This is a genomic window from Lactiplantibacillus daowaiensis (assembly GCF_005405085.1).
Taxonomy (GTDB): domain Bacteria; phylum Bacillota; class Bacilli; order Lactobacillales; family Lactobacillaceae; genus Lactiplantibacillus; species Lactiplantibacillus daowaiensis.
The window spans coordinates 75,274-94,879 of the sequence record NZ_BJDJ01000005.1 but is presented as its reverse complement, the minus strand read 5'-3'; the positions used below and the strand labels follow the sequence as shown (position 1 = coordinate 94,879).

Genomic DNA, 19,606 nt, shown 5'->3' with positions numbered 1-19,606 from the left:
CAGCGATGTTCAATATCAATCAATTTATTAACAATGTTCATCTCCAGGTAAACAGTCACAGTCGACCATTTCCGGTGCAGTTTCAGCCTTTTGCGCTAGAGCCGCTTGCAAATTTGCCACATCTTGCTGGCTTAAAGTTAGCTTACCAACTAAATCCGTTAACGTTTGCCCGACGCGCATCTGACAGAGATGACCAAACAACGTTTCAACCGCTTCATCCATGGAAGGTTGTTCCGAGACCGTCGGGTAATACGTAAAGGCCCGACCATGCTTTTCAGCACGTAAAGCGCCTTTTTTGATCAACCGACCGAGTAACGTTTTAACGGTTGCGGTTTTCCAGCCCATCTTTTCGGCCATAATTTCCGCCATTTGACTACTAGTGACGCTACCAAGCGTCCATGTGACCCGCATGACTTCCCATTCGGCATCACTGATTTCAATCTTAGTTTGTGCTTCCACTTTAATTAGCCACCTTTCGTACTGGTGTAACGTTTGTTGATTTTTATATAGTTTACAGTCGTAAACTTTAAATTGCAAGCATTTCACTCGAGTGGCGGCCAGCCGCCACAACTCGACTATTCCAGTTTACCACGATTACTTAGCCATCAATAAGTTTATATTTCGGTAACGAATCTAATCCGGTAAATTGATAACCTGCGCAATGTAGACTAGAATGAACCTAAATTGGTTCATTAACTGAATCAACTAATCTATAACATTAAGGAGGCGATAATCATCTATCGATTCTTTGTCCAACCACAAGTTAATGAACAAGATCATTCATTGTACGGCTACGAAGTCCTCCTACGCAAACGCCAAAAAGACACTTGGACGTTGCCTAATGACTTCTCTGAGATCTCACTCGACAAACAATCTGAATTACTTGAACAAACCGCGACCGTCTTACAAACGTCATTGACCAACAAAGTGATTGCGTTTAATCTCAATCGTGATCAGATCGATAATCCTTTAACCATCGGGACGATGATTGCCTTAAAGAAACGCATCAATCCAGCCGCTTTAACGATTGAATTTACGGAAGCGCCGACTTTAGATGAAGTACAACATTACAGCGTCTTACTTCATCAATATGGCATGAAGCTCGTGATTGACGATGTCGGCACTGGTAGCAATACGTTTGATAACATTAAGCCACTATTACCTTATGTTGATCAAATCAAGTTTGCGATGCAAAACTTGCGCATGAGCGGTCAAGCTGACAAAATTCCAGCTAAGCTTGCCTTTTGGACCGATATTGCCCGTGAATATCGACTAGAAATGGTCCTAGAAGGCGTTGAAAACCACACCGACCAAGCTTTAGCTGAAAAATTCGGTATCAAAATCAACCAAGGCTATCTGTATGGTAAACCAGAAATGCCCGTTGCTTAACACATACTTCGCACTTCAAGATGGGGGCTCAGCAACATGACCTTAACACATTGGTATGTGCCCGCCTTAGTTACTAGTATTTTCTTCTTATTAGGGATTATCACATTGTATTGGACTTTAGCTGATCGGGCGATCCAATACTTTGACCGCCGGGGAAAACAATATGATCAAGAACAAGTCCGCACCGTTGTAGGGCTAGTCTACCTAGTCATTTTAGTCTTAAGTCTGCAAGTCGTCGTTAGTCACACGACGACCACTTGGGTCTTTATTAATTTTCAAATTTTCGCCGTCGTGTTTGTCAGTTACTTCCTACTGTTAGGGATTAAAGTTTGGCAGTGGGCCGTCACGGCGGTCCTCTTTATGTTGATTAATGGGACGATCTCGCAAACCTTGTCCTGGCTCTACACCATCGTATTTGTCAGTATGTTTTTTGTCATGAAATGGCTCAAACAACATCGGCATTACGACCACTGGGACTTTGTGAAATACCTGATCATCGCGATGGGGTTTCCCGCCGCCTTGTGGCAAATCGTAGCCATTCGACTGCATCTAATGGCCACCTTGATTTGGCCAGAACTCTTATTCATGTTCATTATGCTTGTCATCGTCTACTTTTATGTCAACGGGCTATACCATGATGCCGCAACGCTAGCCCAACTGACTTATAACACGAACTTTGATGAGCTCACGCATGCGAAAAACTTCTTTGCCTTTCGAACAAAATATGGCCAAGCCTTTACGCGCAGTCGTGATCATCGCTTACCATTTACCATCATGTTGTTTGATATTGATCACTTTAAAGCGATCAACGACACGTATGGCCACCTAGCCGGTGATTACGTGCTTGAACACCTGGCACTGATGATTGAAAAATACTTACATGCCATTGACCAAAACTTGATTTTATATCGAACCGGTGGTGAAGAGTTCACGATCCTCTTTCCAGGTTATGAACTCGCGACCGCTAACGCCCATGCCCAAAAGATTGCCGACATGATTCGCGACGCTACCTTCCAATATGATGATCAACAAATTCACTTAAGTATTTCAATTGGGATGACGATGCAACATCCTGACGATGAAGACAGTACCCACTTATATAAACGTGCGGATGGTTACTTATATCATTCGAAAAACAACGGCCGTGACCAAATCACGGCTAAATAAAGTGCTAATCGGACACAAAACAGGTCTTAACCAAATGAGATTGGTTAAGACCTGTTTTTTTTGCAATCATCGTTAGTGACTAGTGTTTCCGACGATAACCGAGTAAGCCTAAGCCCACTAATAGCGTGGCCCCAGCTAACGTCCATGGTGTCGTCTTAGACTCATTAGTTTGTGGTAAGCTCGTTGCCTGTTCCGGCCGCGAGGTATCCCCAGCTAATTGTTGGCTCGATTTCAAAGCCGTTTTAGGATTAGTTGGTATCCCGGCAACCGTCGTACCGGTCGTTTTACCAGGGTTAACCGTATTGGCATCACTCTTAGTTAAGGTCTTTTCCTTTGTTGATGTCCCAGGATTGATCGTATCACCAGCACTTTCAGAGATCTCACCACCTGTATCAGGCGTCGTCGTGTCTGGCGTGGTTGGATCAGTCGTACCTGGTGTTTCTGGATTCGTCACATCAGGTGTTTCAGGGTCAGTGGTGCCCGGTGTTTCTGGATTAGTTGGATCGACCGCCGTATACGTCACAGTCAAATCAACATCATCAGTCGTCGCCGTCACATTATCGATTGCCGCAACCGTCGTTTGATCAGCTTGGTAACCAGCAATCACGGGTGAAGTTTGGGCGGCAAAGCTGGTACTATCAGCCTGCCAATCCCCCCAAGTCGTTTCCCAAGTGACCAAATCACGTTCACCAGTCCGATTAAAGGTTAGTTTCGCTTGGTAGTCAGCCGCAGCGGTCGTCCCATCAGCGTAAACATAATGAATGGTTTCAGTGACTGTTTTACTATCCGTAACCGCAACAGTTTGATGCTTTAAGTGCACAATGTAAGTTGGCGTCTGGTCATCAAAAATCACACCATCAGCTGGATATTCATCCATTACTAACTGATAGCCACGGTCAGTATAAGTCTTAATGGTCGCACTCGTTTGATAATCACTAGTCGTGCCAACGTCTCCAGTCAACGTTTTCGTTTCTAACGTCTTGCCAGTCGTATCATCCATGTAGACGACCTTAGCTTGACCTTGGTCTGCAACATTCTTCGTATAAACATACGTGACGGTCCCACCAGTTGCCGTTAACGTCCCATTGGCAGCTAACCCATTACTATCAACATGGTCAAAACTATAGCCATCGATGGCTTTGGTACTCGTCGTATACGTCTTACCGACCCATTGACCATCCGGATAAGTCGCAGTACCAGTTGCCAAGACGTTGCCGTCTGTATCGACATACTTAATCGTGACGTCACCAGCGGCCACTTGCTTTTTCGTGAAGTACAGGTTAACCGTTTGTGGGTCGGCACTGTACGTCAACGTCAATGAATCCGCATCGGTACTGTCATACTCGTAGCCCGATAGACTCGTCTTATCAGTTAAATCAACGGTTTCACCAATTTTTTTATCCGTCCCCAAAGTTTCAGGATCTTGAATCGCCTCACCGGTGTCTTTATCGATATAGTTTACCGTAATACTTGGATTATCTTGCCAATTAGCGGCCCGATAAATCCGCGCATCCGTAATTAAGGTTAGGCCATCAGCGCCGTTTGACCCATAAAACTCCCGATAAAAATTAGCCGAATTACTAGCCCCATTCAAATAGCCCCATTGTCCATAAATCAAGGCACCATCAGCCGTCACCGCTACTGGCGTATCAATTTGATACTCGCCATTGCCTAAACTTGTGATTGGCTTATATTTTTTAGAATCGTCCGTGTTAAAAGACCAAGCATAGCCATTTTGCAGGGTTTCACCATTAATCCCAGTTTGTTCATCAATCGTAAAGGTAACCGGTTGACCCGTCACAATGTTGATTGGATTATCATTGGTAATTAATTGGCCTGGCGCATAGACCCAGACGTTACGTTCCGGAATAATCCCACTAAGTGATGAAAAGTCACTCAGCTGATTACCAGACAGGCCAACTGTCCGAAAGTTTTTGTCACCACCATAACCATTGTTTAAAAAGTCAGTCAGCCAACTTGCGATTCCAGCCAGTTGACTATTGGTCATCCCATATTTACTATAAGTAGTTGGCGATTGTAAGTAAACCCAGGTCATCGTTGACGTTTCAATCTTCGTCAGTGGTGATAAATCAACCAGACTAAAATATGGTGTCGACAAAGTAAGCTGATTAAAATGGAGATTCTCGAGCGGCGTCAAATCAAAATTGGTACTAACTGGGGTGCCATTTTCGACCGTGGCAGCCAGAATATTAATGTTCAAATTAATTCGTACGCTCTGCGGTAAATATTGTAACGTTTCTAGGCCCGCTAACGACGTGATATCATTGGTCTCATCGATAATCGTTATCGTATTACCCTTGTAATTACGCAGTGCCCCGACCGTTAAGTCAGCAGTACTAGCCAGTGATAAGCCTTTTTTGACCGCCGCTAACATGTTTGCATCAGCCATGGTGATCACTTGCGTGTCATCGGCATCTGGATCATAAGCTGTGGTCGTTGCTGCTTTAGCTAAACCAGCCTTAGTTGCTTTAGCAGTCGTGGTCTTAGTACTGCTTTGACTGCTATTATCCGTTTTAGTGACCGGTGCACTTTCCGCTACAGCACTAGTCGTTGTGGTTTGACTTTCAGTGGTTGTCTTTTCATCCGTGGAACCATCTGCGGTATCCACTTGATCTGTTTTATCATCAGTCGCTTGTGTTGATGTGTCTGACTCGCTTGTCTTACTACTGTCGGTTTCAGTCGTGGTCTTAGTCGTGGTATCCGTATCTGCGGTTGCGACTGGCTGCGTAGTCGTCGCATTTGAGGTGTTTGTCGCCTTATCTTGACTACTATCATCAGTTTGGCCAGTTGTCGCAGCATCGCTATCACTAGTAGCCGTGGCGGTCGTTTCAGTACTGGTGGCACTTGTCGATGTTGCTTCAGTCGTGTCAGTGGTACTGGTCGTCGCCGTCGTCTTGAGCGTCACTTGAGACGCGGTCGTGTTGCTACTAGTATCCGTTGTCTGTTCGGCAGTCGTTGCCGGGGTGGTCTCAGTTGTCGCCGCTTGCGCTTTGGTCGTGACTAAGATTGAACTCGAAAAAGCTAAGGTTGCTACACCAGCGTATAGCCAGCCATTACGGTGTTTCGGGTCATTCAAAGTTGGTGCAAATTTGGTCATTTTTATACCCCCAGTTTCAGCTAGTCATGTCGTGTTATACCGTCATAAATTATTTCATTATTAATAGTCGTATACGTTATACCTCTTTAATTATTATATAGTATAATTTATTTGTGTAAACCCTTTTATCTCAAATTTATACTTCTAGTATGCATTATTTATTTATTATGTACCTAGTTAACTAATTTTCGATTAAAAAATACCCCTCGCTAAGAATTTAGTGAGGGGTATTTTAAATCATTATTTTTTAATCATGTCGCCGTTTACGGCCTAAGCCTAACCAGCTAACCACACCGGTTAACGCTAATAATGCCATTCCTAACGCGGAAGCATTTTGCGTCGTTGCTTCATCGGTTTGGGGCAAGTTGTCAGTTGCTTTAACCGTTCCCTTGCTAGTCGACGTCGTAGTTAAGTCAGTCGACGCTGCCTTAGGTTGGGCAGCCGTGACCAAATTAGTTGGTCGAATCTGTGCTGCTTGACTGTTAATTGTCGCACCCTGGTTAGTAGTGGTTCCAGCTTTACCCGGTTGTTGCTCAGTTGTGGTTCCGGTAGTGCCCCCACCAGTTGAAGTAGTGCCACCATCAGTTGGTTTAGTGGGTTTTTGATTCTCATCAGGATCGATGGTATCGCCATTACCATTGTTACCATTAGTCGGGTCAGTGATTGTGACCGTTGCTGTGGCCGTATAAACATTGCCGGCTGCATCCGTATATTGATAAGTAACGGTATAGGTACCAGCCGTCATCGTATCAACATTGCCCGTAATCGTCACCTGGTTAATATCAACCGCCTGACCAGTGGCATCCGTTAAACTGACAATGTTATCACTGGCGTTCCAAGTCGCCCCTAAATTTAACGTACTATTTTTTACGTTTAGACTGGCTTTGGTTGCCGCAACCGTCACGGTGATTGTCTTACTGATTTGGTTGCCTTGACTATCCGTATAGTGATAAGTGACCTGGTAAGTGCCAGGCACTGCTGGATTGACGGTGCCAGTTGTCGTAACCTTGCTCAAGTCAATGGTTTGACCATTTTCATCTTGTACCGCCGTTAAGTTATCCTTAGCTGACCAAGTTGTATTTGGACCCGCAATCAACGTACTATCATTGGCAGTAATGCCGGCTTGGCTGGTAACCACATGGACTGTCGCAGTAGCCGTCGTCGTATTGCCTTGACTATCGGTATACGTGTAAGTGATTGTATTGTCGCCCACTTTAGTCAAGTCAACTTGACCAGCAACGGTCACCGTCGTGCCATCTGCGCGTAAGTAACTATACATAATCGACATGACGCGTGAATTAACCATCTTGACGTTGTTTTCTAGGACGACATCACTGGCAGCAATCGTATCCCCATTGGCTTGGATCACTGAGTCTAAATTATCTTTGGCATTCCAAGTGGCATTTGGGCCCATGACGATGGTCGCATCATGAACATTGACTTGTGCCGCCGAAGCAACGACATGAACCGTCGCCGTCGTGGTGACTTGATTACCCGCTGCATCGGTATACGTCAACGTGATTAACGTATCACCAGCTTTAGTTAAATCTGGCGTCGCACTTGCAGTCACCTTAGCTAAGGCTTCAGCCGTTAACGCATTCCCATCGATATCAGTTGCACTAGCAAGGTTATCCGTAAGTTGCCAGCTGGCATTTGGCCCCATCACGATGGTCGTGTCTTGACCAACTAAACTAGCTTGACTAGCCGTTACGGTCACATTAACCGTGTAAGTGTGTTGGTTACCTTCGCTATCGGTATACGTCAATGTCACTGGATAGTTACCCGCTTTAGTTAAATCTGGTGTCGTATCCGCCGTAATCTTTAAGCTGCTCAAATTATCGACTGTATCACCCTTGAAATCAGTCGCACTAACCACATTATCCAGTAAGTTCCAAGTGGCATTGGCACCCTTAACGATATTAATATCTTTAGTCACCAAGGTCGCTTGGCTAGCAACCACATTAACCGTCGCCGTTGTTGTCCGTACATTGCCTGCCGCATCCGTATAGCTTAAGGTTACAGTTTGAACGCCAGTCTTGCTAGTGTCCAGATTAGAGCCCGTGATTGTTGCCAGTTCAGTTGCACTTAATTGATTACCAGCCGCATTTAACGTGTTAGTCGTATCAACACTATCACCGGCTTGCCAAGTTGCACCTTGATTAATAGAAATATCTTTACCAACTAAGACCGATTGGCTAGCAACGACCGTTACTGTTGCCGTTGCTTCACGAACAATGCCCTTACTGTCGGTATAGCTTAATGTCACGTGATAACTGCCAGTCTTGGTTGGATCGACAGTATCGCCAGTAACGGCAATCGCATCTGTATCCAACGTGGTTAGGTCAACAACATTGCCATCAACATCCTTTAATTCAGCCACATTATCTTTAGCATTCCAAGTTGCCGTTGGACCAGCAATAATCGTGCTGTCTTGGGCGGTTAGGCTAGAATTTGAAGTTACAATTTGCCACGTGTAAGTTAGTGGTGTTGTGAAGTCATTGGCTTCCGTATTCGAGTAAGCGGCCATTAATTGCGCACTGGTATAAGTTTGACCGTTATCATCAACCCATAATCCCGTATAATTGTCAGTCGTTGGCACATCCGGCAAGTCGGCATCCGAACTATAAACCGTACCAAACATATTAGTTATTGTTGTTTTTAAATAGGCGGCTGGATTTAGTTTCAGCGTACTTAACTTGCTAGCATCCGTAAACATGAATTCGACACTAGTAATATTAGACCAATCAAAGTTGGATAAATCTAAACTAGTAAAGGCACTTCTGGTAAACATTTCCTTCATGACCGTTAACGAGCTGGTATTAAAGCCAGACAAATCAATCTGAGTCATCTTAGTATCTTCAAACATCGCATACATGGTTGTCACTTTACTTGTATCGAACTTAGTAAGATCAAGGCTAGTTACTGCGGCCCCAGTAAACATATATGACATATCTTTGACGTTACTAGTATCAAAACTACTTAAGTCTAAGGTCGTATTAGTTGTTGAAGCAAACATCTTAGACATCAGTTTAGTCGCGCTTGTATTTAAATTCGTTAAATCAATTCCGGTTAAATCAGTACCTTCAAACATCGACGTCATATCGACGACATTTTGCGTTTTTAAATTCGTTAAGTCAATTCCGGCCAAAGTTGCATCTTTGAACATTTCCTTCGTCGTCGTGACCTTGCTCGTATCAAATGACGTGATATCAGCACCAGTTAAGTCACTACCTGAAAACATGTCCTGCATGTTCGTAACATTGCTCGTATTAAGCTTAGACAAATCAATATTAGGTAAAACGGCAGTGTCACTGAATATGAAGCTCATATCGGTCACTTTGCTCGTATCCCAACCACTGATATCCACCGATTTTAAATTTTCAGTGCCTTTGAACATACTGTTCATGCTGGTCGTATTGGTTAATGTCCAACCAGTAAGGTCAGCCGTCACCAAACTAGTATCGCCACTAAATAGCTGTTGTGCCGAAGTCACATTGCCAACTTGCCAACCACTCAAATTAACACTAACTAAGTTTGCAGCCGCACTAAATAATGACGCAATAGAAATATTAGCAGTTGCATTTAACGTCCAACCGCTTAAATCAATGCTTTCCAAGGTCGTTGAACTAAACATACCGGTAAAGTTTGTCACTTTGCTGACGTTCCAACTTTCAACAGGAATAGTCGCAACCGTCGTGATCTTTGTGCTAGCAAACATCATATTCATATCCGTAACATTACTTGTATCCCAGTTCGCTACTCCTGAAAAATCACTAACAGCTGTCCCGGAAAACAATCGGTCCATGTTAGTCACATTACTAGTATCAATATATGCTAATCCAGATATCGATGTTAAATTACTTTCACCAAAGAACGTCCAAGAAATATCGCTTGGCACCGTAACCGGTCCTTCAATCACAATACTCTTGACTAAAGTTCTTTTGCTGTACCAAGAATTTGAACCAGTCGTCGCACCCCAAGCACCGGCTGAAATTGTCAACAGGCCATTGCTGTCCAACGTCCAAGTACTCCCACCAGTGACTTCTTTACTGAAGTCACCACTCGCAACAATCGTTGCTGCCGTCACGGCAGCAGCCCGCATCATTAATTTTTTAGACAACGTCCCTTGAACACTAGCGGCCTGCAATGCATTCGTTAACGTTGCACTAGCAGTCGCATCGGCCGTCGTGTCAGTTGTGGGCAAATCATCAACAGTTGCGGTTGTGACATTGTTGGCCGCAGTCATATCACCGACAGTCGTCGTGTCATCAGCTACTGAGGTCGAATTAGTTGCTGGCGTTGGTGTACTATCAGTGACCGGCGTCGTATCAGTTGATGCGGTCACGTTATTAGACGTATCCGTGGTCGTTGTATCCTTAACATCAGAACTTGTGGTGGCACCAGTTGTTGTGGAATCAGTCACATGACCTGACGTTGTCTGCTTATCAGTCGTTGTGCTTTGACTTGATTCAGTACTCGTCTTGGCATCGTTACCAGTCGTTTGATCAGCTTCTGTTGCTTGCTTATCACTTGTCTGACTGCTACTCGTATCAGTTGTTTGCTTTGTCGTGTCGGTCGACTCAGTTGTTGTGGAATCGCTACCATTTGTACTTTCGCTCGTGGTGGTATCCGCTTTGGATGTTGCTGTGTCCGTTGTTCCTGGCGTCGACTCATTGGTACTATTAGTCGTACTTGACGTTGAACCACTTAGTGTCACTGATGAGTCACTCAATTCACTAGCGGTACTAGCAACAGTACTGCTCTCAGTGTCCGCATTGCTACTGCTGCTGGTACTTTGATCGGTGGTAGCTGCTTGTCCATTTAACAAATTAACATTCAAAGTAGCAACTGTAATCCCCGCAAAGACCCAGAAACGACCCTTTTTATACATCTTGTAAATTAACTTTTCATTTTGAAGCGCCCGCATGTTAATTCCCCATTTCTATGCTGTGTTCAAGCCTTAACGCACCACTTCTTGGGGTACTAGCTTGTAACTTGATTACATTTATTAATAGTCCTTTTTAGAAACTCCCAAATAAGGCTGATTTATCAACCAATTTAAAATTACTATAATTAACAATAATAATTACTGCCATTAATAGATAAACACCTTTTACGTTTATAATATAGCACAATAAGTCAACTCAAATCAATATAATTCTTTATATATTGATTATTTGCCGCTTAACGTCACTACTTGTCATTAAAGTCCTAGAAATCCTTTGTTAACAAGCTTATCTCGTATTTCAAAGGTATAGTCATTCATCATATCTAGGCTATGCAGTGAGTTGTATAAGTTTTCTTATCATAACTTCAAATCTAGTTATTTATATTAGCAAAACATTATCGTTATGAATAGTATCCATCATTTCACAGGAGTGTTAGTTTGTCTTATGACCGCCAAGGTGCTTAACCTAGTAAATTATTCGTGATTATTGACATTCAACAACCCAACCAATTCTTGCGACAACAAAAAAGCGATGCCAAATGGACTGGCATCGCTTGATAACGTTTATTTTTTAAAATTTAGGCTTGGCGAACCTTGCGACTCAAACCAGCTGCCCCTGTCAAAGCAGTCAACGCTAATAATAAGCCCCCTGCAATAGAAGTCGTTTGGTTATTCGTCGTATCTTTACTTGGTAAGCTAAAGGAGACGGCTGAAACTAGCTTAGCACTAACTGGCTTATTAACAGTGCTAGCTAATGTCTTAACTTGGGCAGTCTTAGTAGTAGCCGGCTTCAAAGTTGCAGCCGACTTAACGGCACTAACTGGGACGACTTTAGCAGTTGTCGTTGTGGTTTTAACCGCAGTCGTTTTAGTTGCTGGCGTTGCAGTAACCGTCGCTTTAGTAGTCGTCGCTGACTTGGTTGTAGCCGTCGTCGCAGGCGTTGCGATAACTGATTTAGCAGCCGTTGTAGCACTTGCCGTCTTAGTTGTCGTCGCCTTAGTTGCTGTGGTCGTAGACTTAGTCGTCTTGGTTTGACTTTGTGGCCGTGGGGTCAGATTAATCTTATCGGTAATTTCTTCAGTTGTCGTACCATCTTCATAAGATGTCGTCTTGGTGCCATCTTTTTCGGTAACCTTGACGTTTGCATCGTATGTGGTGTCAGCAGTATCATCACTATCACTAGTTGTATCCGTTGTGGCATCGCTTTGATCATCGGCAACACTACTATCACTACTGTCAGTCGTTGCTTGACTATCAGTAGTCGCCGTCACGGTCGTTTCACTGCCAGTTGTTGCAGTGGTATCATCGGCGTTTGCTAAAACGGTGCCAAAACTTAATGTTGCTAATGCCACCCCGGCCATTAACCAGATCCGACTTTGTTGTTGTAATTTTTCTAAATTCATTAATCGACGCATCTTTGATACCCCCAGATTCTGTCAAAAACCGCTTTTTGGCGACTCCATCTCGACCTTGCTATAACATATATTTATATTGAAAAATCAATATCCCGTTTAATCATTGATAAATCAATCTTTTCATTTTCAGGGCTATTATTTAATTTAATCCATCTCGTAAATAAATAAACCCTTTCTGCATTTATACAATAACACACTTTATTAGTATAAATCAATAACAAATTCTTAATATACCGATTCGTCAGCGGACTTTTTGAAAGCGCCTAAAAGATTAGGTTTTTCCTAGCATTACGCTATTCCTTAAAAGTATATTGACGTATACCAATCATTGATTTTCGCTTATCAAATGTTCAGCAAGCGCCAAAATAGTAGTCAGTACACTTTTGGAATGGATTGGGTCATGATGTTCAAAAAAGCGTTAACCTAACTGGCTAACACCTAATTAACAGCCTAAAACATTTAATTAATTACCCGCTGGTTGTTTAACGAACTGAGCCAATACCGCTGTTAAGGTATCAACCGTTGCTGGGTAAGTTGCTGGATGTTGTAACAAATAACTCATGATCCGGCCTTGATATAAAACCGATGTCGACTGTTGACCGTTGGTTTGTAACAACGTCCGACGAAATTCATTTAATAATTGCTGTAAGCCAAGTTGGGTTGCATCGGTGCGGTCGAGCGTTAACGCTGCTCGACTCAGCGCATCAAGGACCATCGCTTGGGTTGTAGTTTGTTTGATTGTCATGTGCATCGCCCCCACCTTTTTAATAGGATAGCAATTAGTATACACTTAAATTGCCATCAGTCGCCAGTTGAAAGTTTTCAAATTGCGAGCGTTTAACAAATATGTTAGGGTATGTTATTACTAAACCAACTTATTTGGGGGTCCATCTATTAATGAAGCCATCCGGAAAATTTCTCTATCGTATGCAACAATTCATGCGCGGACGTTACGGGCAAAATGACACCTTGAACCGGGTCTTAACAAACACCGCGTTGCTTTTATTAGTCATCAGTATTTTTAGCCGGATCAACTGGTTAACACTAATTGCCCTACTATTATTAGCCATCAGTTACTGGCGTTTATTCTCCAAAAAGATCTATCAACAAGTTGCCATCAATCGGGGGTTTCAAGCCGGCTGGTACCGCCTCGTTAAGCCCATTACTTGGACAAGCTACCAACTCAAACAGCATTGGCAATTCCGTTTCTTCCATTGTAGTCAGTGCCACCAGCGCATTCGGATTCCACGCCATCACGGTCGGGTTCGTATCACCTGTCCAAAGTGCGGCAACCGGTTTGAAGCCCGGACTTAATCGCCTAAATAACTGAAAAGGCCAACTATTTTCCAGAAATCACTTACGAAGCACGCTTTTTTCTGCTACAGTGACCTATTGTGCACACTGTACGGACAAAGGAGAGATTTTTGGATGGAAACTAAGTCACACACGAACCCAACCTTGATTATGATTGGGTTGTTATTAGGTGGTTTTGTGGGCATGTTCAGTGAAACGGCGCTAAACATTGCCCTACCACAACTGGAACAACAGTTAAACGTGAACACCGGGACGATTCAATGGCTCGTTACTGGTTACTTATTAATGGTCGGCATCGTCTTACCATTATCCAGCATGCTCACCAAACACTTTACGACCCGTCAACTCATTATTTTTGCGTTGGCGGATTTTATGGTCGGCGCGGTTATTTCCGCACTGGCGACTGATTTTGCTATTTTATTAATTGGCCGAATGATCCAAGGGATTGCGACCGGCTTGATTTTGCCCTTGATCTTCATCGTCTTACTAGCGGTTTATCCCCCACAAAAGCGGGGCGCTGCGATGGGGCTCGTTGGATTAGTCATCATGTTTGCCCCTGCCGTTGGGCCAACTTTGGCTGGTTTAATTTTAGGCGCCTTATCTTGGCACTGGATTTTCTGGTTATTCGTCCCGCTTTTAGCCATCGCTTTGATTATTACCGTGATCTTCATGCAAAATGTGGCTGAAGTGACGAAACCAAAAATCGATGCTCTATCGATCGTCTTATCTTCACTGGGATTCGGCGGCTTAGTTGTCGGCGCTAGTTTAGCCGGTGACCGTGGTTGGGGTAATCCGTTAGTTTTAGGCGCCCTCGTTATTGGGATCATCGCGTTATACTTCTATTGCCACCGTCAATTACACCTAGAGACACCAATTTTGAACTTACGCGCCTTTAGCTTTCAAGAATTCAGCGTGGGGACCGTCTTAGTGATGATTGACTTTGGGATTATCATGTCATCCATGTACTTATTACCGATGTATTGGCAAAAAGGCTTAGTTGTTCCGGTGGCGTTAACTGGGGTTTTAATGTTACCTGGTGGTGTCATCAATGCGGTCGTCTCAGCGACTTCTGGGCGTTTGTTTGATAACTATGGGGCCAAATATCTAACACGCATCGGCTTTGGTTTAAGCTTTATTGGCGCCTTCATGTTGATTTTCACCACGACGCACAGTAGTTATTGGTATGTCGTCTTAGCCCATGTGATCATTATGATTGGAGCACCATTAGCGATGTCGCCAGCCCAAACTTATGGGTTAAACGCCTTACGTGGTCCCGTAGCTGCGGATGGTAGTACGATTTTAAACACCTTACAGCAAATCCTTGGTGCCCTGGCCACCGCGATTGCCACCAGTTTATTAGGTATCGGTCAAAGTGCTAGCCATAGTACTGGGGCAACGGCCTTTGTCCATGGCGTTCATTACGGGTTCTGGTTCACTTTGGCTTTAGCCGTCTTAGGCTTCTGCCTATCCTTCATGGTCAGCAATCAACCCGAAAAATCAGTTGATCCATTAGCTGAAAAGCATCCTGCAACCGAACATTAAAGTTAATTAAAACGCTAGTTATCAAAAATTCTAATTGAATTTTTGATAACTAGCGTTTTTCTAATTGCACTTTAGGTCGATTTCCGCCACAATGAGAGGGTACGAGCAAGGAGTTTAGTTATGGAGATTACAGTGAATTTTATTATTGGGACTAGCGGGTTACTTGCCCTCATTTGTTTTTGGCAAACCGTGGTCAGCTTTCGGCATGGTCACCAGACGTTAATGGCCTGGATCTGGCTGATTGCTGGCTTACTTTTTACCGGTTTAGCCGGATTCTTTATTTGGGCGATGATCCCACTTTGGACCAGCCTCTAGGGGGAACGTACTATGAATCCAGCCGAATTATTCAATAAATACCTCAACAAGTATCAGATTACGTTGCAACATCCAGAACACGGCCTCGTCATGTTGACCTCGCCGGTGTGGCCACAACATCCCGACTTGCAACAAGCGATTTTACAAGCCTTACAAGGGTTAAATGGCGTCCACCAAGTAACCGTTAACAGCCCGGAGCAATTGGTCATGCGCTATGATTCTAGCGAGTTGCGCAAGCTCAATCCGTTATCATTATTTGCCATTGAACGTAAGCTCAGTCGCCAATACAAAAGTGCTGGGTATTAAAAAAGTTCGACCACTTTGATGGTCGAACTTTTTTAATGACTAGAATTCAATGGCAACGATGATCTTACCTTCAGGACCAGCAAAATCAATGATATTGCGCTTCAAGTTGGCGGTCCAAGCTTCACAGCCAGCCGCAGCTAAATCCTTAACGGCTTCCGCCAAGCTTAATTTACCGGCGATATAGTCAGTTCCTAACGACTTGACTTGCGCTGGGTCTAATTCTTTAGCCACCGGTGTCCCCAAGCCATTGCTTAAACGTTCAACGAGATACCCGTTCTCACCGAAATATGTCGTCGATCCCGCATCAACATTGTATTCGAAATGTTGCACACCTAAGTCGGCTTCTTTTTTAGCGATGGTCGCAAAATCAACATGGTCGCCCAAGTTCGTTAATAAGTCATCAATTGCTGCTAATTTAAACATCATAAGTAGTCTCCCTTAATTTAGTTTACCTCTCCATTGTAATCCAAATTAAGCCGCTTTGGTTTTTAAAGGATAGAAAATCCGCATTAATCCCATATAAATCAGGGCAATTAAAATCATATCAATAAAGGTGGCCCCAAACACATTGGCAATCAACGTCACGTACTTGAGCATTAAGAAGATGCCGACCCCTAAGACCCAACACAATAATGCAATCCAATTGACCCCATGGGTATACCAATATTGGCCATTTGAGTTGGCAAGTTCGTCCACATCGTAGTGTTGATGATGACGCCAGTAATAATCGACCAACATCACGCTGATCATCGGTCCTAAAACCATCCCAATATAATCCAAGAAAGCGGTAAAGGCCGTTAAGAAGCTCCCCATCACTAATGGAATCAAAGTCACCAACGTTGCGATAATCGTTACCGCCCATAGCGCTGGCCGCAACCGAATCTTTGGAAAGATATTCGATAACGCCGAGCCCGCGGCTAACAGATTAACCGCATTGGCCGTCATACTCGTCAACACAATAACCAGTAACGCCAAGACCCCTAAACCTAAACGACTCGCAATCGTACTAGGATCTGAATTATTGGGATCATAGGTCCCCGATGTAATTGCAATACTGATCGTCGCAGCTAGCCCAATAAAAGCAAACCAGAACAAGCCAGTAAAAGCCCCTAAAAATGGCATACCGGTCGCACCAGAACGCTTCTTAGTAAAGCGAGTAAAGTCAGCACCCGCGGTAACCCATGACAAGTTAAAGGCCGCTAAGGTATCCATCCCCGCTCCCGCCGTCATATGTAACTTAGCTGGTGCATGCCACGACAATAATTCTGAAAACGAAACAGTCTTAAAGACCACGACCGTTTCCCAAAGGACAAACAAAATCACTAAAATAATCCCCAAGCGTTCAATCATTTGCACTGACTTTTGGCCAACTGAAACACTTAATAAATGCAAGATACTCATGACCACGATACCTAAGATCAAGCCTTTGGCCCCACCCGGCTTGCCATACACCGGCCAACCGACGATATCATGTAATAAATAACTCACTGAAGTAGCGGCAATAAATGTATTGACCGCCGTCCAACCAATATATTGTGTTAAGTTCACAAACGATGGCACGTAACTCCCCCGAATGCCAAATGATCCCCGAATTAAACTCATCGTTGCCGCTCCCGTTCGGTAACCCATAAACCCGACTAACGATAAACATAAATATGAAAGGGTTGAAGAAGCGATAATAACCTTTAAAGCGGTCAATAGTCCGCAAGCGGCTAAGACCCCACCAACATACCATGTCCCGTTGTTGGCATTAGCACCAATCCAAGTCGCAAACATATCCCAATTCGACATATGGCGATGCTTAGTGGGAATCACTTCAATCTGATATTTTGGTTCCTGTTTCAAGTTGTTCACCCTTTCTGCAATGTTATCCATTGTAGGTTTTTAAAGGTCCTAGGGTCAAGCAGATTTGACGACTTTCTCACATTGCAGTCACTAAATTTTAGCCGTAAGATTAACCTAAGTTGATAACTGTAACGGTATCAACACGTTTTTCATTGTTTAAACAGTATAAAAAAATTAGGAAGTGATTGGATGTGAAAGGTGCCTTAATAGGTTGGCGGCGTAATTTGGCCGTCTTATGGTTAGGAACTTTTATTGCTGGCATGGGATTCTCAGAAGTCATGCCATTTTTATCCTTATATGTGAGTGAACTAGGAAACTTCTCGCATGGCCAATTAACGATGTACAGCGGTGTAACATATGCGGTCACATTTTTCGTAGTGGCGGTGGTCTCACCGTTATGGGGCAAGCTTGCTGACCGGCGTGGCCGCAAGATCATGCTACTGCGCTCATCTCTAGGGATGGCCATTGTTATCGGTCTAATGGGCTTTGTCCACAATATTTGGATGTTGATATTCTTACGCTTCTTGCAAGGCTTGTGCGCGGGCTACATCCCCAACGCCAGTGCCCTAGTCGCCACGGAAACGCCCAAAGAAAGCAGCGGCACGGCCATTGGCATCTTAACGACCGGTTATGTTTCCGGTAACTTGATTGGCCCAATCCTCGGCGGCGTGTTAGCCCAAGTCTTCTCGATTCGGTTGACGTTTGTGATTACCGGTTGCTTATTGTTGATCGTCTTCTTTTTGAGTTTGTTCTTGGTCCACGAAAACTACCAACCAACCCCTCAGACACAACAAAAACAAGCTGAGCCACTTTTAAGTCAATTCAAGAATCCCACTTTGATCATCGTCTTATTAGTGTCAACAATGATTATTCAAATGGGCAACAACTCGATTACCCCCATCATTAGCTTGTACGTCAAACAATTGATGCATAACGTTGGCCCGATTACAGTCGTTGCTGGCGTGATTGCAGCCCTACCCGGGATTTCAACCTTATTATCAGCGCCACGGTTAGGCCGGTTAGGTGATACGCGAGGGACTGGCCGGATTCTAGTTTTTGGGTTCATCTTTGCCATTTTAATGTATTTTCCCCAAGGGTTCGTTTCAAGTATCTGGGCACTCGGTGGTCTTCGTTTTATGATTGGTATTTCAGACGGCGCACTCTTCCCGACTGTCCAAACATTGCTCTCTAAAAACACGCCGCGCCACTTAACTGGCACGATTTTTAGTTGGAATCAATCGTTTCAAGCTTTAGGTAGCATGTTAGGTTCACTTGCTGGTGGGGCAGTCTCAAATTGGTTTAACTATCGCGGGGTCTTCATCTTCACAGCCTTATCCTTGTTGTTAAATTTCATCCTGGTCCTTTTTTTCATTCCAGAATTACGTCATCCATTTCAGAAAAAAGCCTAACGTCTGGGTCACCAGACGTTTTTTTGCTGCCTTTACAATAACTTTATGTAACCAATACATTGACTTTACCGATTAACAAATTTGGACCGTTAAACTAAACTTAACTTCAGTTTTGCAAGGAGGTCCATTGTGCCAACTATCACCTTAAAGCACCTGCGAAAAAACTACTTAAATCAACAGATTCTAAATCTGCCGGCTCTAATCTTACCTAATCATCAAATCACCGCAATCACCGGACCAACTGGTGCAGGTAAATCAACTTTACTAAATCTAATTGCTGGTTATCAAACACCTGATGCTGGTCAGATTTACTTTGACCAGCAATTAGTATTCAACAGTCAACACCAATTCAGTCTACAACCAACCGAGCGTCGAGTCGCCATGCTTTGCCATGACTTTGCCTTTTGGCCGCATATGACTGTTCGCGAAAACATCGCCTTTCCATTGTGGAACCAATTACCACCATTAGTTGTCAAACAACGGGTCAATCGCTATTTGAATTTACTCGATCTCCAAGATCATCAAAACAGTTATCCCGGTGAGTTGAGTCCAATTCAAAAACAACACCTGGCGCTAGCCCGCGTCCTAGCAACCCAACCAGCCGTACTCATCTTTAATGAAGTCTTGAGTCTTGGCAACCTTGCACTTGCCCAACACTTGCGCCAAACACTGACCACGCTTGCCCGACAACTAGCGGTCACCACCATCATCGTCACGACTAGTGATCAAGTCGCCATGCAGGTGGCCGATTACGCCGTCCAATTACGCCAAGGCCACTTACAGCAAGCTGGTATCGCAAAAAAGCTCGTCATCACGGCCAATTAGCCATCATAACGAG

Annotated in this window: 15 protein-coding genes; 8 read left to right on the top strand and 7 right to left on the bottom strand. The window is 43.9% G+C overall.

All coding sequences use genetic code 11. From position 1 onward, the window contains the following. Positions 1–27: 27 nt before the first annotated feature. Positions 28–459, bottom strand: coding sequence for a CopY/TcrY family copper transport repressor (locus tag FFM75_RS04790; RefSeq protein WP_137628057.1), 432 nt, complete (start codon positions 457–459; stop codon positions 28–30). 276 nt (positions 460–735) lie between these two features. On the opposite strand from FFM75_RS04790, the gene FFM75_RS04785 reads away from it, so the two are divergent. Together FFM75_RS04785 and FFM75_RS04780 are read left to right on the top strand one after the other, a co-directional pair. Beyond that, positions 736–1,389, top strand: a complete 654-nt coding sequence (locus FFM75_RS04785) for an EAL domain-containing protein (RefSeq protein ID WP_137628056.1) — start codon at positions 736–738, stop codon at positions 1,387–1,389. A gap of 36 nt (positions 1,390–1,425) precedes the next feature. Next, positions 1,426–2,556, top strand: a complete 1,131-nt coding sequence (locus FFM75_RS04780; RefSeq protein WP_137628055.1) for a GGDEF domain-containing protein — start codon at positions 1,426–1,428, stop codon at positions 2,554–2,556. A 79-nt stretch (positions 2,557–2,635) separates the two neighbouring features. Here FFM75_RS04780 and FFM75_RS04775 read toward each other — a convergent pair whose 3' ends face one another. The 4 genes from FFM75_RS04775 to FFM75_RS04760 form a co-directional block, all read right to left on the bottom strand. Further along, positions 2,636–5,674: a mucin-binding protein gene (locus FFM75_RS04775; RefSeq protein WP_137628054.1), complete on the bottom strand. Its 3,039-nt coding sequence runs from the start codon at positions 5,672–5,674 to the stop codon at positions 2,636–2,638. Between the two features lie 247 nt (positions 5,675–5,921). Further along, positions 5,922–10,601 carry a BspA family leucine-rich repeat surface protein gene (locus FFM75_RS04770; RefSeq protein WP_137628053.1) on the bottom strand — a complete coding sequence of 1,560 codons (4,680 nt, stop codon included), beginning with the start codon at positions 10,599–10,601 and terminating at the stop codon, positions 5,922–5,924. Between the two features lie 599 nt (positions 10,602–11,200). After that, a complete protein-coding gene (locus FFM75_RS04765; protein WP_137628052.1) occupies positions 11,201–12,037 on the bottom strand; it encodes a hypothetical protein in 837 nt (278 codons plus the stop codon). Between the two features lie 463 nt (positions 12,038–12,500). Continuing rightward, the gene (locus tag FFM75_RS04760) at positions 12,501–12,782 is read right to left on the bottom strand and encodes a hypothetical protein (RefSeq protein ID WP_137628051.1); all 282 of its coding nucleotides are present in this window, start codon (positions 12,780–12,782) and stop codon (positions 12,501–12,503) included. A 152-nt stretch (positions 12,783–12,934) separates the two neighbouring features. Here FFM75_RS04760 and FFM75_RS04755 point away from each other — a divergent pair, with 152 nt between their 5' ends. The 4 genes from FFM75_RS04755 to FFM75_RS04740 all read left to right on the top strand — a co-directional run bounded on the left by FFM75_RS04755 (position 12,935) and on the right by FFM75_RS04740 (position 15,514). Then, positions 12,935–13,351 (top strand): Zn-Finger Containing protein, encoded by a 417-nt coding sequence (locus FFM75_RS04755; RefSeq protein WP_137628050.1) that lies wholly within the window; start codon positions 12,935–12,937, stop codon positions 13,349–13,351. Positions 13,352–13,465: 114 nt separating this feature from the next. Continuing rightward, a complete protein-coding gene (locus FFM75_RS04750; protein WP_137628049.1) occupies positions 13,466–14,893 on the top strand; it encodes a DHA2 family efflux MFS transporter permease subunit in 1,428 nt (475 codons plus the stop codon). A gap of 120 nt (positions 14,894–15,013) precedes the next feature. Next, positions 15,014–15,208, top strand: a complete 195-nt coding sequence (locus FFM75_RS04745) for a hypothetical protein (RefSeq protein ID WP_137628048.1) — start codon at positions 15,014–15,016, stop codon at positions 15,206–15,208. Positions 15,209–15,220: 12 nt separating this feature from the next. Then, complete coding sequence (locus FFM75_RS04740; protein ID WP_137628047.1) at positions 15,221–15,514, top strand: hypothetical protein; 294 nt, start codon at positions 15,221–15,223, stop codon at positions 15,512–15,514. 39 nt (positions 15,515–15,553) lie between these two features. On the opposite strand, the gene FFM75_RS04735 is transcribed toward FFM75_RS04740, so the two are convergent. Together FFM75_RS04735 and FFM75_RS04730 are read right to left on the bottom strand one after the other, a co-directional pair. Continuing rightward, positions 15,554–15,940, bottom strand: coding sequence for a DUF1398 family protein (locus tag FFM75_RS04735; protein ID WP_223876609.1), 387 nt, complete (start codon positions 15,938–15,940; stop codon positions 15,554–15,556). Between the two features lie 45 nt (positions 15,941–15,985). Beyond that, a complete protein-coding gene (locus tag FFM75_RS04730) occupies positions 15,986–17,359 on the bottom strand; it encodes a cytosine permease (protein ID WP_137628046.1) in 1,374 nt (457 codons plus the stop codon). Positions 17,360–17,550: 191 nt separating this feature from the next. Here FFM75_RS04730 and FFM75_RS04725 point away from each other — a divergent pair, with 191 nt between their 5' ends. Then, positions 17,551–18,768 carry an MFS transporter gene (locus tag FFM75_RS04725; RefSeq protein WP_137628045.1) on the top strand — a complete coding sequence of 406 codons (1,218 nt, stop codon included), beginning with the start codon at positions 17,551–17,553 and terminating at the stop codon, positions 18,766–18,768. Between the two features lie 129 nt (positions 18,769–18,897). Further along, the gene (locus tag FFM75_RS04720; protein WP_171001420.1) at positions 18,898–19,593 is read left to right on the top strand and encodes an ATP-binding cassette domain-containing protein; all 696 of its coding nucleotides are present in this window, start codon (positions 18,898–18,900) and stop codon (positions 19,591–19,593) included. The last annotated feature ends 13 nt before the right edge of the window (positions 19,594–19,606 follow it).